The organism is Oceanobacillus sp. FSL K6-0127 (assembly GCF_037983385.1).
GTDB lineage: Bacteria > Bacillota > Bacilli > Bacillales > Amphibacillaceae > Oceanobacillus > Oceanobacillus profundus.
In genome coordinates this window covers 2,087,814-2,101,155 of record NZ_CP150287.1, presented here as the reverse complement: position 1 = coordinate 2,101,155, position 13,342 = coordinate 2,087,814, and the positions used below count along the sequence as shown (strand labels likewise).

Sequence of the window (13,342 nt, the reverse complement as noted above, 5' to 3'; positions counted from 1 at the left end):
TGCAATGTCCTATCGCAACACGAACACGTCCTGTGTGTGTCGAGGTTCGGTGACGTTGTTACTCTCGTCACGGAACGAATGCAATTAATACGTAAGTATAGAGCTTGAACAGAATGCGAACTTCTACAGGGACGTGAACAATTTTCATAGGAAGTTTTCTTTCGCCAACGTGTTCCACAGGAAGCGGTGACTTCAACGGTCTACACAGCACGTGTCAGGAGTTAATCGAAGAACACCTATCTCATTGTTTCATTTTCACCGGACTTTTTGAACAGCATCTATTTACATACATTATATGATTGAAAGAAGGCTAACTATACACTTTCACACGCGTAAGTTAGCCTTTGGGCATTATTCTTCAGTTAATTCTTGATATGCATCTGCAGATAATAATTGCTCAAGCTCAGCTACATCAGAGGGCTCAACAACAACCATCCATGCTTTTTCATATGGAGATTCATTTACAAATTCTGGGCTATCTTCCAATTCTTCATTTACTGCGACAACTTTCCCGCTGATTGGAGCATATAATTCAGAAACTGTTTTTACAGATTCTACACTACCAAACGGCTCGTCAGCTGTTATTTCGTCTCCTACTTCAGGCAACTCAACAAAAACGATATCACCTAGCTCATCTTGGGCAAAGTCAGTAATTCCGATACGTACATTTCCGTCTTCCTTTTTTACCCACTCATGTTCTTTTGAATACAGCAAATCTTGTGGCAAACTCATTGTAATCCCTCCATTAATTCATTCCAATTTAACTATACAATTTAACCTTGTATTTTTCTAGTCTTTGTTTGAATTTGAACCCAAGGTTATTCATTAATAATAACTAGAGCCAATTTTCTTGAAATGTTTCTTCTTTAAATCCAACTGTCACCTTTGACCCGTCTGTGACAATCGGACGCTTGATTAACATTCCATCTGAAGCAAGGATTCCTGCCATTTCTTCTACACTTGCATCCATTATTTTCTCTTTAATATTTAACTCACGATATTTCTTTCCACTCGTGTTAAAGAACTTTTTAGCAGGTAAATCACTTTTGGAAATCAATTCAAGCAACTCTTCCTTTGTAGGTGTTTCTTCTACAATATGTATACTTGTATAATCGATGTTATGATCATCAAACCATTTCTTCGCTTTTTTGCATGTTCCGCAATTTGGGTACCAGTAAAATGTTAATGCCATGTACAAATCCTCCATTCCAAACTGTTTAGGAATTATTTTATCATGATTTGTATAAAAATATTAGTATAACTGCTCAGCAATCCAATTCATACTATCCAATAAGTAAAAATTAATATGCCATGAAGAAAACGGATAAAAAACTTTCCGATTTCCTTCATGGCTTTGACATTTATTGTTCTTCCTTTGTTGGACCCATTACACCAGGAACTCGCAATCCTGCTTGACGCAATAGCACGGTCATCTGCCCACGGTGATGGGTTTGATGGTCAATGAGTGTACGTAACAGAGCGCCTCTTGCGACAGATCCTCCCATCGCATTTACATGTTCTTCCAACTTTTCATTTGTTAATGTTTTTTCAACTTGAACTTTAACTGCTGTTGCTACTTTTTTATATGTTTGTACAATTTCATTTGCTTTTTCAGGGGTAGCATTTTTAGTTTTACCAGCGTCTATCTCCACACCTACAAGACCGGCAAAGAATACTGGGCTTGTTGCTAAATGCCACCCAAGCCATCCTAAGGTACTGTGGCCTTCTACAATTGCCTGATTCAGTTTATCATCTGTTAACGATTCAAGGACTGCAATCGTTCCATTTGCAGCATGATCCCAATCGTTCACAAAATCTTCTACAGTACGATACATGATTATCTCTCCTTTGTATTATTTCTGTTAAGTTGAGACTGCACGGGTTTCTTTTTATACACAGCGTAGTGTGTTTACAAGCGGGTATACGCACAATCTATTACTGCACATTAGTGCGCAGTTTCTTACAAATAAGAAAAACTCAAATAGCTATTTCTCTATCAAGATTAACAGTGCAACTATTTTTCATCAAATAATAAACGCTAACAATAATTCGTTCCGTCAATAAACAGAAAATGCCACTCCTGTTTGGTAAGAAGTGGCATAGAATATCAGACGATATATTTCTCTTCTTTTATAATACCTTTAGCAATCTCACGCTTTTTAGCAATGACATTAATTGGTGTATGACGCGTCAGTTTACGTAAGGACGAAAGCATCATTCTTAATGTATCACCTTCCTCGACTGCAATTAATGTTTCTTTTGCATCTGCTTCTATCCGATTAAATGCTTCCTGTACATAAACCTGCGTATACAGCAGTTTTTGCTTGCTCTTTTCTGCTCCGCCTTTGTTAATTGCTTTCTCTGTACGAAGAATTGCCGACTCGATATTGTAAACCTCAGCGACCATATCAGCTAGATTGACGAGGATTTCTTGTTCTTTCTCTAATTTCTGCATATACTTTTGTGCAGCTAATCCTGCACCAAGAAGGACGATTTTCTTCGCGTTACGCAGTAAATACTTCTCCTGCTCCAAAGGTTCTGTACCAACTTCCTCTGGCATCATCATCATTAACTCTTCTTGTAGCCCTTGAGCTTTTTGCAGCAGTGGCAGTTCGCCCTTCATTGCTTTTTTCAGCAATGTTCCAGGAACTAACAAGCGATTAATTTCGTTTGTCCCTTCAAAAATACGGTTGATTCGTGAGTCACGATAAATACGCTCTACTTCATACTCTTGCATAAAGCCGTAACCACCATGCATCTGCACTGCTTCGTCTGCAGTATAATCAAGCAATTCGGTTGCCATGTATTTCGTTATGGAGCACTCAATTTGGTATTCTGCAATTGCACGCGCTACTTCGCGTCCGTCCTTTAATTGTTCCTCCGTTAATGCTCCCATTCGCTGTTCAAATAATCCTACTGTACGATAAACCGCACTTTCGTTTGCATAGATTTCAGAAGCCATTGTTGCCAGCTTTTCCTGTGTTAAAGAAAAGCTGGAAATAGGTGTATTAAACTGCTTGCGCTCATTCACATAAGCTGCAGCAAGTTCAAGTGCACGCTTAGCACCACCAACTCCACCGACTGCAAGCTTATAGCGGCCAACATTTAAAATATTGAAAGCAATAATATGGCCGCGTCCTTTTTCGCCTAACAAATTTTCTATCGGGACCTCTGCATCTTCAAGGATCAGTGTCCGTGTTGATGAGCTTTTAATTCCCATCTTCTTTTCTTCCACACCAGTTGAAACACCTGGGTACTCTCTTTCAACAATAAAGGCCGAGAAATGCTCTCCATCAATTTTTGCATAGACAACAAACACATCTGCAAATGCCGAGTTCGTAATCCACTGTTTCTCTCCGTTTAAAATATAATGCGTACCAGCTTCATTTAGCCTGGCGGTTGTTTTTGCACCTAGTGCATCTGATCCGGAACTTGGTTCAGTTAATGCGTAAGCAGCGATTAATTCACCAGTCGCAAGCTTCGGCAAATATTTTTGTTTTTGCTCATCATTTCCAAAGAATACGATCGGCAGTGATCCTATCCCTACATGAGCACCATGTGTGATCGAGAATCCGCCTGCACGTGAAAATCTTTCTGTAATTAAGGAAGAGCTAATTTTATCAAGTGCCAGACCTCCGTATTCTTCGGGTACATCAACTCCTAACAAACCAAGTTCTCCAGCTTTTTTTAACAGCTTAACTGAGTGCTCAAATTCGTGATTTTCCAACTGATCAAGTTTCGGCAAAACTTCACTCGTAATGAAATCATCTGTTGTTTTGGCAATCATTTGATGCTCTTCCGTAAAGTCCTCTGGTGTAATAATATCTTCACCAGTTAAATCCTCAACTAAAAATGCCCCACCCTTGAAAATTTTGTCCTTTGTTTCACTCATCCGAATCTTCCTTCCTATTATGGAGTGTTAAACAATCTCGCACACTTCAACATCATGTTTATTTGTTAACTTCAGCAATTTTACTGCAATCTTCATTATTTTCACTGCTAACTCCAGTAATTCCGCTAAGAACTTCAGCTTTTTCGCCTTGATCCTCAGTAGTGCTCATTTCAATTACAAGAGTTCAAAAACCCCAGCTGCTCCCATGCCGCCACCGATACACATAGTGACAATCCCAAATTGCTCGTTTCTCCGTTTCATTTCATGCATTAAGGATACCGTCAGCTTTGTACCCGTACATCCAAGCGGGTGTCCTAACGCAATCGCTCCACCATTTACATTTACTTTTTCCAGATCAAGATCAAGCGCTTGAATAACGCGTAAGGATTGAGAGGCAAATGCTTCATTAAGCTCAAATAATCCAATGTCTGATAGCTCTAACCCAGCAACCTTTAACGCTTTCGGTATCGCCTTAACTGGTCCGACACCCATAATTTCTGGTTCCACACCAGCAACTGCAAACGAGCGGAACTTTAGAATTGGAGTTAGCCCCTCTGCTTCAGCCTTTTCCCGATCCATCACTAGCACAGATGCTGCACCATCACTCATTTGTGATGCGTTTCCCGCGGTTACAGAACCTTTTGCATGGAAGGCTGGTCTCAATTTCGCCAAAATCTCTGTTGTTGTATCTGGGCGCACTCCTTCATCCACTGAAAACGTAAATTGTTTTTCCACTATTTTATTGTTCGAACCGACTCCGCGTTCAGTTACTTCCACTGGAACAATTTCATCGGAAAACTTACCTTCTTTCAACGCTTTTGCGGCACGCATGTGGCTTTGTACCGCAAATGCATCCTGATCAGCACGAGAGATAGTAAAGCGGTTAGCTACTTCTTCTGCTGTATGTCCCATCCCCATATAATAGCCAGGCAATTCCTGGACAAGCTTTGGGTTTGGTTTAATCACATGTCCTCCCATTGGGAGCATACTCATTGATTCTGCCCCACCTGCTATAATTGTATCGCTTGCTCCAACCATAATTCTCTCTGCCGCATAGGCAATGCTTTGTAATCCCGATGAACAATAGCGATTGATCGTAATGCCCGGCACATCATGCTTTAATCCAGCTAGCGCAGCCACATTTCGAGCCATATTCATACCTTGCTCCGCCTCCGGGGTTGCACAGCCTATAATGACATCATCTATATTTCCGGCATATCCTCCTGCGCGTTTTAATGTTTCTTTAATCGTTCGTGCAGCTAAATCATCTGGTCTAGTATTTGCAAGTGAACCTTTAAACGCCTTTCCAATCGGTGTTCTTGCACCTGCAACAATTACTGCTTCTTTCACGGTTTCTCCCCCTTTCAATTAGTTACGTAATGGCTTCCCTTTAACAAGCATGTGCTGCATGCGCTGTTGTGTTAATGGCTCGCCAATCAGACTTAAAAATGCCTCACGTTCAAGATCTAGCATTACTTGCTCGTCAATTTCAGTTCCCTCTTTAATTCGTCCACCTGATAAAACATAGGCCAATTTTTCAGCTATTTTCACATCATGTTCTGATGCATAGCCACTGTACTGCATCATTTTTGCTCCCATCAGCATGGCAGCATAACCTGCGTCACCAACTACCGGAACCTTTTCTCGCTGCGGTTTCCGGTAGCCTGCACTCGCTAGTCCCAGAACTCTTTGCTTCGCATCATATAAAAGATGACCAGGGTTAGTACTAATACGATCATTTGTATCGAGGAAGCCATTTTCAAATGCTTCTGCAGCTGATGTAGAAACCTTTGCTGTAGCTATCTTTTCAAATACATCGTTCGCAACCTTCGTTAAATCAAATGACACACCTTTTGGTAGATTGCGAAGCGCTTTTAAATACAATTCTTTTGTGCCTCCACCACCAGGGATAAGCCCAACACCAACTTCTACTAACCCAATATAGGTTTCAGGAGATGCTTGTATTGCAGCTGCTGGCAGCGATACCTCTGCACCACCGCCAAGCGCCATATTAAACGGTGCTGTGACTACAGGTTTTTCTGCGTACTTAATCGCCATAGTCATATTTTGAAACTGGCGGATAACCATATCTAGTTCAAAGAAATTATCATCCTGCGCTTCCATTAACATCATTGCTAGATTAGCTCCAACACAGAAATTCTTTCCTTGATTACCGATAACAAGTCCTTCGTAATTTTTTTCAACTTCTTCAATGGAATAGTTCACCATTTGAATGATATCCAGCCCGATTGCATTACTTCTAGAATGGAACTCTAATAGTAAGGCTCCATCTCCCATATCAATTAAACTTGCACCTGTATTCTTTTTGATAACCTTATTCGTTTGTTTAAGGCGTTTGATATGAATCTCTTTATGATTCCATTGTTGTTCCTTATATTCACCATTATCAAAGTAGTGGACAGTTCCTTCCTTCTCTTGATAAAAGGATTCCTTTCCGTTCTCAAGCATTGAATGCACCCATTTGGGTATATCTGCCCCTTCTTTTTGCATGCGTTCTACAGATTCACGAACTCCAATTGCGTCCCAAGTTTCAAATGGACCAAGCTCCCAGCCGAAGCCCCATTTCATTGCTTGATCAATAGAAATAATGTCATCCGCAATTTCTCCTAAAAGCTCTGCTGAATAAAGTAGCACTGGCTTGATAACTGACCAGACAAGGTCACTTGCCTTATCACCAGGATTTGAGAGAAGCGCTTTCATTTTATTTCGAGATCCCTTTGCTTGCTTAGCCATCTCTGTAGCAGCAGTTTTCAGCTTCTTACGCTCTTCATACTTCATCGTTTTTGAGTTCAATTCATAAATATCACGACCTTTTTTGACAAAAAAGCCTTGACCACTTTTGGCGCCGTACCAGCCTTTTTCCAGCATGTCATTCATAAAATCTGGTATAGTAAATAATGCTTTTTCGGGCCCTTCGACTTGGTCATATACATTTTTTGCGACGTGACTAAATGTGTCAAGCCCCACCACATCCAACGTTCGGAAAGTAGCGCTTTTGGGTCTACCAATTAACGTTCCTGTCACAGAATCAACTTCGCCAACCGAGAAATTCCCTTTCAACATCTCCCTTACCGTTACTAGCAAGCCATACGTCCCAATCCGGTTTGCAATGAAATTCGGTGTATCCTTTGCTTCGACTACACCTTTTCCAAGCACATCTTCCCCAAAACGTTTCATGAAAGCCAAAACCTCTGGGGCGGTATGAACAGTTGGGATAATCTCCAATAGCTTCAAATAGCGTGGCGGGTTGAAAAAGTGCGTTCCTAAAAAGTGCTTCTTCATATCTTCTGAACAATCTGCAATCATTGCTTCTACAGAAATCCCAGATGTATTGGAGCTTACAATCGCTCCCTCTTTGCGATACTCATCAATTCTAGCGAAAACCTTCTTTTTCACCTGCAAGTTCTCTACCACTACTTCAATAATCCAATCAACTTCAGCAACTTTTCCCATATCATCTTCCATGTTTCCGATTGTAATATTTTCCAGACTTTTATTTGTCGTGATAGGCGATGGTTTCTGCTTAAGCAATGCTTTTTTACTTAGAGCCGCGATTCGATTTCGAACTTCAGAGTCTTCTAAAGTAAGACCTTGTTGCTTTTCTTCTTCCGTTAAATCTGGTGGCACAATATCAAGCATCGTCACAGCTATTCCCAAATTTGCTAGATGCGCAGCAATCCCAGATCCCATCACACCCGAACCGAGAACTGCTGCTGTTTTTATTGAATGCTTCAACTTTTCATCCCCCAATCCTATATTGAATGAATACTCATTCATTTTAATCCAAAAAATAAAAGACAGTTTCCTATCCATCTAATTTATACTATAAACGAATATCTGACATTTCGCAATAAATTTAATTAATTTTTTATAGCATACCATAAGCGCTAAATAGGTTTAGAGTTTTCCCAAACCTTACCTATGAATTTATTCTCGTCGTAATCATTCCTATTTACAAAGCGTAATGATTACGTTATGATAGGAAAGAATTATTTATTTTATTGTTTATGAAGGGTTTGTATACATGAAAATTTTAAAAAATCTTATATTCCTCATTATATTAAGTATATTTATTGCTGGTTGTAGTTCAGCTGACGAAAGCTCAAAAGCAAATAATGAACAGCTTGAAATATACACATCCATCTATCCAATCCAATACGCTATTGAAAGAATTGGCGGGGATACAGTAGAAGCTAAAACCGTATATCCACCAGGTGTAGATGCGCACTCCTATGAGCCTACGACAAAAGATATTACTGCCCTTGCAGACAGTGACGCATTCATTTATTTAGGCGCTGGAATGGAGAGTTTCGCTGAAAGTGCCGCAGATGCACTAGCCTCTCAAGATGTACAATTAATTGAAATTGGAGAACATGAAGAGCTCTTCCATGTTGAAGAATCACATCATGATCACGATGCAGATTCAGAAGAGAGCCATGACCATGAGCACGATGGGCATAGTCACGGTGATCATGATCCACATATTTGGATTGATCCACTTCGAATGATTGAAATGGCAGCCATTATAAAAGACGAGCTAATTGAGCTTAACCCTGACAAGGAATCCTATTACAATGAGAACTTTACTTCATTGAAAACAGATTTGCTTGCACTAGATGAAACATTCCAAGAAACATTAGAAGCAAAGGAAAATAAACACATTCTCGTTTCGCATGCAGCTTTCGGCTATTGGGAAGAGCGCTATGGAATGGAGCAAATCTCAATTAATGGATTATCTTCTGCTAGTGAACCTTCGCAAAGAGAATTAACTGAGATTATTGATCAAGCGAATAGCTATGATCTAGACTATATTATTTTTGAACAAAACAGTTCCAACCGTGTCTCTGAAATTATTCAGAATGAAATTGGTGCTGACGTCTTAATAATTCACAATTTATCTGTTTTAACAGAGGATGATTTAGATAATGGTGAGGATTATTTATCCTTAATGCAATATAATCTCGATGTTCTTGACCGAGCAACAAAATAATCACTTTATTAGCATCTGTTTTCTATGCAGATGCTTCCTTCATTTAATAGAAAGAGGTGTCAACATGGAATATCCTGCCGTAACAATGAAAAATGTTAGTTACGCCTATGAAAATAAAACTGTACTTGATCACATTAACTTTGAGGTTCCTAAAGGGGCTTTCATGGGAGTTGTTGGGCCGAATGGTGGTGGGAAGACAACCCTGATTAAACTCATTCTTGGATTACTGAAGCCTGACAAAGGATCCATTAACATCTTTAATGAAAACGGAGAAAAGCTTCAAGATCGTAATAAAATTGGATTTGTTTCTCAAAAGGCAAACGCCTTTAATAAAGGATTTCCCGCAACCGTATATGAAGTAGTTTCCTCCGGGCTAACAGCAACAATCGGTTACTTCAAATTTTTTAATAAAACACATAAAGATAAAATACTACATGCAATCGATCAAGTTGGAATGCTTGATTACGCATATGAAAATATCGGCAACCTTTCCGGAGGGCAACAGCAACGGATCTTTATTGCCCGTGCACTGGTTAGTGATCCCGAATTAATTATTCTGGACGAGCCTACAGTTGGTATCGACTATGAAAATGTTAAACGATTTTATGAGCTATTGCACCAATTGCATCAAAAACAAAATAAAACATTGTTGCTGGTAACACACGATACGGGCACCATGACAGAATATGCTACAGATATCGTTTGTCTCAATAAAACATTACATTTTCATGGAAAACCAGAAGAATATACGTCCTTAACCGAAAAGGACTTGTCACAATTTTATGGTCATCCCGTAAATATTGTTAGCCACAATCATTGATTTTGGAGGAACTATTATGCTAGCAGACTTTTTTCAATATGATTTTTTACGATACACATTTTTAACGGGATTGCTTATTGGGGTTATCGCTCCGCTCCTCGGTACCTTTATCGTAGTGCGGCGCTTATCTTTAATTGCAGATGCATTGTCCCATGTAACTTTAGCTGGAATCGCCTTTGGACTAATGGCAGAAAAGAAGTTTGGACTAATGATTGGACCATTGTATAGTGGTATGGCCTTTTCCGTTCTTGGATCCATTCTCATCGAAAAGCTCCGTTCCGTGTATAAAGCTTTCCAGGAGCTTGCGATTCCAATTATTTTATCCAGTGGAGTTGGATTAAGCGTCATTTTCATTTCTGTTGCTGATGGCTTTAATACGGATTTATTTAATTATCTATTTGGGTCAGTCTCAGCTGTTAGTCAAAATGACTTTTTGATGATACTTACGATCGCAATTTTTGTTATACTAGTAGTAGTACTTTTTTATAAGGAGCTTTTCACATTATCTTTTGATGAAGAGCATGCAACGATATCAGGACTACATTCCAAACAGATTCATTTACTTTTTATCGTGCTTACTGCACTGGTTATTGCAGCATCGATACGAATAGTCGGTGTACTGCTTGTTTCCGCATTAATGACATTACCAGTTGCGGCAAGTATGCGACTTGCTAAAGGTTTTAAACAAATGATGCTCTTATCGATCTTGTTTGGAGAGCTATCCGTCATTATTGGACTCATATCGGGATACTATTTATCCATCCCACCAGGTGGTACGATTGTAATGGTATCCATTATAATTTTATTAATTGCTATTGGAATAAAACGACTTAAAATTCGTGTTTGAACTGCCTCTTAGCCCAAACGAATACAGGAGGGGATTTAGCGTGAACATCAATGAAGCGATTGATTTATTAAAAAATAAAGGCTATAAAACAACAGGGAGACGTAAAGATATCCTCGCATTTTTTGAAAAGGCTGATGGATACCGTACTGCCAAGGATTTAATCAATCATTTGGAAGAAACGTATGAGGGTATCAGCTTCGATACAGTCTACCGTAACCTTCATTTATATAATGAAGTAGGAATACTTGAAACAACAGAACTAAATGGTGAGAAACAATTCCGTATGAATTGCACACATCATCACCATCACCATTTTATCTGTAATGCCTGTGGAAAAACGAAGGAAATTGAAGTTTGTCCAATGGATGAAGTGCAGCAAACACTTGCCAACTATGCTATTGAAGGACATAAGTTTGAAATTTACGGTTTATGTCCACTATGCCAAAGCGCATGAGTGTAAAACTGTTCTTATTTGTAGGGGCAGGCGGTATGCTTGGTACAGGGGGGCGTTATTGTATTTCCTTGCTGTTTGGAGATACAGACGGATACCCCTTTGCTACATTAACTGTAAATTTAATTGGATGTTTTTTGCTTCCTTTCCTTTTAAACCATCCAAATGTCAAACAAAAGTTAGCACCAGAATTATTAACGGCACTTACTGTCGGTTTGATTGGGTCATTTACAACCTTCTCTACACTAGCTGTAGAAACAGCTAGATTATGGAATGAAAGTGTTACGATGGCTATTGGTTATATTATGATTTCTTTTTTAATCGGGCTTGCATTATGTTTTCTAGGTTATCGTATTTCTACTAGAAAGCAGGTAAACGAATGAATTTATTACTCGTCGCACTTGGTGGTTTTATCGGAAGTATTGCTAGGTACTCTATCTCGCTTAAATTGAATAAACGAATATTTTCTACATGGATTGTCAACATAAGTGGCTCCATGTTTTTGGCGTTTTTATTTAAATTCAACCAAGATGGAATGATTTCTAATAGCATTTGGCTATTTCTCGGTGTAGGTTTTTGTGGAGCATATACTACGTTTTCAACTTTTGGCAATGAAACATTAAACCTTCTAGTGAAAAAAAGATATTGGAAGGCTATCAGCTATGTCTTCAGTTCATTTTTTGTTTCCATCGCCGTAGTTCTGATTATTCTTCGATTGTTTTGATTCTTTGATTTCTTCTTTTCCTTTTTCTATTATTTAATGTATACTATCTTCTAGATAATAGTTTTTGTGTGTTCAAAGAAAGGATGAAAAGGACCATGGCTGCCTGCAGACATTTTGGTTATTAATCAAAGGTCCACTGTTTCCGAGTGTCATTTTCATCTAACTTTTTGAACTACCGCTTTAGGAGTAGTGAGAAATGGATAGAAAAAAGGGAATTATTTTTACAATATTACTTATTTTAACGGCACTATTTATTGGGTTTGTTGCCATCATGCAGCATAATTTTATGAACCCAGACTTTGCTGCTAATGAAGATCAGGATATGGCGAACGCTACGAACAATAGAACAACGTCTACAAATGAAGACGACGAAAATAATACTTCTGATCAGTCGAATGATAACAAAGATAATAAGCAATTAGAGGATGAGGAGGAGCCTGAAGAGACTACCTTTTCAACTCGTTATGTTACAGCTGATCAATTAAATGCGCGCAGCGGTCCTGGCGCAGATTATGATATTGTTGGTCTCGTAACACTTGATCAAGAAGTAGAAGTTGAAGATGATGGTAACGAATGGGTTAAAATAACAACCCCAGATTTTACAGGCTATGTGAATGAGAAATATCTGAGTGAAGAAGATTAGGTTTCATCGTAAGCGTCGTATTTCATTTATACAATGCATAAGAGCGCACAAAAAAATGTCTAAGCGAAATCCGCTTAGACATTTTTATATACTTGTTCAGTTCAACCCCTACCCTAGCACTTCATGCATCACTTTTGATTCCTCATGGTCAAGCATATTTTTCTGTATAATTTCATCGACCGGTTTGTTCATTTGGTCTGTAAGTACGTTGGATGCACCATTCTCACCTACAACATATATTTTCTTCCAATTTCTATCCTTTGCCTGCTTGTCTATTTTGGAAGCAACTTCTTTATACCAGCGATGTTGGTTCACTTCATAACGAGCCTCAAATTTATCCGTCTGCATATTAGTGGAACCTAGACCTGTCGTTCCAGAAGTACCTTTACGAGGACCTTGCATGACTCGCCATGTGTCTGTTTCCACATCAAGTTCATAAGAGAAAGTGTCTTCAATTTGATTAAGATAAGAATCGATAATTTTTATTTGATTTTGTTGTACGAGAATGATCCCTGTTTTTGGGTAACTCTCCTTTAGCTTTCGAAGCTGATCTAACTCTGGGGTTTCTTGCCAATAAAACTCATTCTCTAATCGGATTTGAACGATTTCTGCATACCACACTTCTTCATCAGCAGTTGCAAATACAATAATTCCTTTTTGTTGCTGTTGCTCGTTTTCCTTAATAAACCGATCTACCTTTTTCTTTACAGCTTGAAAATTGTTTAGCTCCTCTTTATTATCCCCTTCTTTTAAATAACTTTCAAAATTCCGCATGCCATTTTTGAAATGGATTTTCCACTCTCCACCTTGCTGATCTGGATCAGCTGGATCTGTATTTAAGTACATTGTAAAAACCTTATTACCATTTTCTCTATTTACACTTTCCAGTTCTTTTAATTTAGCATTTATATCCATAGGCAACCTCCTAAAAGAAAATGTACTATTCCTTTAACC

14 protein-coding genes are annotated in these 13,342 nt (G+C 38.8%); 7 read left to right on the top strand and 7 right to left on the bottom strand.

The window, feature by feature from the left end; translation table 11 throughout:
* Positions 1-351: 351 nt before the first annotated feature.
* From gcvH to MHH64_RS10555, 6 genes are all read right to left on the bottom strand, one after another.
* Complete coding sequence (gene gcvH, locus MHH64_RS10580) at positions 352-732, bottom strand: glycine cleavage system protein GcvH (RefSeq protein WP_095309336.1); 381 nt, start codon at positions 730-732, stop codon at positions 352-354.
* A 103-nt stretch (positions 733-835) separates the two neighbouring features.
* Positions 836-1,192: an arsenate reductase family protein gene (locus MHH64_RS10575; RefSeq protein ID WP_095309338.1), complete on the bottom strand. Its 357-nt coding sequence runs from the start codon at positions 1,190-1,192 to the stop codon at positions 836-838.
* Positions 1,193-1,361: 169 nt separating this feature from the next.
* A complete protein-coding gene (locus tag MHH64_RS10570) occupies positions 1,362-1,835 on the bottom strand; it encodes a DinB family protein (RefSeq protein WP_340003204.1) in 474 nt (157 codons plus the stop codon).
* A gap of 272 nt (positions 1,836-2,107) precedes the next feature.
* Positions 2,108-3,892, bottom strand: coding sequence for an acyl-CoA dehydrogenase family protein (locus MHH64_RS10565; RefSeq protein WP_095309342.1), 1,785 nt, complete (start codon positions 3,890-3,892; stop codon positions 2,108-2,110).
* A 174-nt stretch (positions 3,893-4,066) separates the two neighbouring features.
* Positions 4,067-5,242, bottom strand: coding sequence for an acetyl-CoA C-acetyltransferase (locus MHH64_RS10560; protein ID WP_303447940.1), 1,176 nt, complete (start codon positions 5,240-5,242; stop codon positions 4,067-4,069).
* Positions 5,243-5,260: 18 nt separating this feature from the next.
* Complete coding sequence (locus MHH64_RS10555) at positions 5,261-7,648, bottom strand: 3-hydroxyacyl-CoA dehydrogenase NAD-binding domain-containing protein (RefSeq protein ID WP_340003203.1); 2,388 nt, start codon at positions 7,646-7,648, stop codon at positions 5,261-5,263.
* A 289-nt stretch (positions 7,649-7,937) separates the two neighbouring features.
* Between MHH64_RS10555 and MHH64_RS10550 the strand changes: the two genes are divergently transcribed.
* The 7 genes from MHH64_RS10550 (at position 7,938) to MHH64_RS10520 (ending at position 12,388) form a co-directional block, all read left to right on the top strand.
* Positions 7,938-8,903, top strand: coding sequence for a zinc ABC transporter substrate-binding protein (locus MHH64_RS10550; RefSeq protein ID WP_340003202.1), 966 nt, complete (start codon positions 7,938-7,940; stop codon positions 8,901-8,903).
* A 64-nt stretch (positions 8,904-8,967) separates the two neighbouring features.
* Positions 8,968-9,723, top strand: coding sequence for a metal ABC transporter ATP-binding protein (locus MHH64_RS10545; protein WP_095309350.1), 756 nt, complete (start codon positions 8,968-8,970; stop codon positions 9,721-9,723).
* 16 nt (positions 9,724-9,739) lie between these two features.
* Complete coding sequence (locus MHH64_RS10540) at positions 9,740-10,570, top strand: metal ABC transporter permease (RefSeq protein ID WP_251660442.1); 831 nt, start codon at positions 9,740-9,742, stop codon at positions 10,568-10,570.
* A gap of 40 nt (positions 10,571-10,610) precedes the next feature.
* Positions 10,611-11,024 (top strand): Fur family transcriptional regulator, encoded by a 414-nt coding sequence (locus MHH64_RS10535; protein WP_095309354.1) that lies wholly within the window; start codon positions 10,611-10,613, stop codon positions 11,022-11,024.
* Positions 11,000-11,404 carry a CrcB family protein gene (locus MHH64_RS10530; RefSeq protein WP_316246651.1) on the top strand — a complete coding sequence of 135 codons (405 nt, stop codon included), beginning with the start codon at positions 11,000-11,002 and terminating at the stop codon, positions 11,402-11,404. Before MHH64_RS10535 ends, MHH64_RS10530 begins: the two co-directional genes overlap by 25 nt.
* The gene (gene crcB / locus MHH64_RS10525; protein WP_118888781.1) at positions 11,401-11,745 is read left to right on the top strand and encodes a fluoride efflux transporter CrcB; all 345 of its coding nucleotides are present in this window, start codon (positions 11,401-11,403) and stop codon (positions 11,743-11,745) included. The genes MHH64_RS10530 and crcB overlap by 4 nt, the downstream gene beginning before the upstream one ends.
* 196 nt (positions 11,746-11,941) lie before the next feature.
* Complete coding sequence (locus MHH64_RS10520; protein ID WP_118888780.1) at positions 11,942-12,388, top strand: SH3 domain-containing protein; 447 nt, start codon at positions 11,942-11,944, stop codon at positions 12,386-12,388.
* A gap of 108 nt (positions 12,389-12,496) precedes the next feature.
* Here MHH64_RS10520 and MHH64_RS10515 read toward each other — a convergent pair whose 3' ends face one another.
* Positions 12,497-13,303: a VLRF1 family aeRF1-type release factor gene (locus tag MHH64_RS10515; RefSeq protein ID WP_118888779.1), complete on the bottom strand. Its 807-nt coding sequence runs from the start codon at positions 13,301-13,303 to the stop codon at positions 12,497-12,499.
* Between the last annotated feature and the right edge of the window lie 39 nt (positions 13,304-13,342).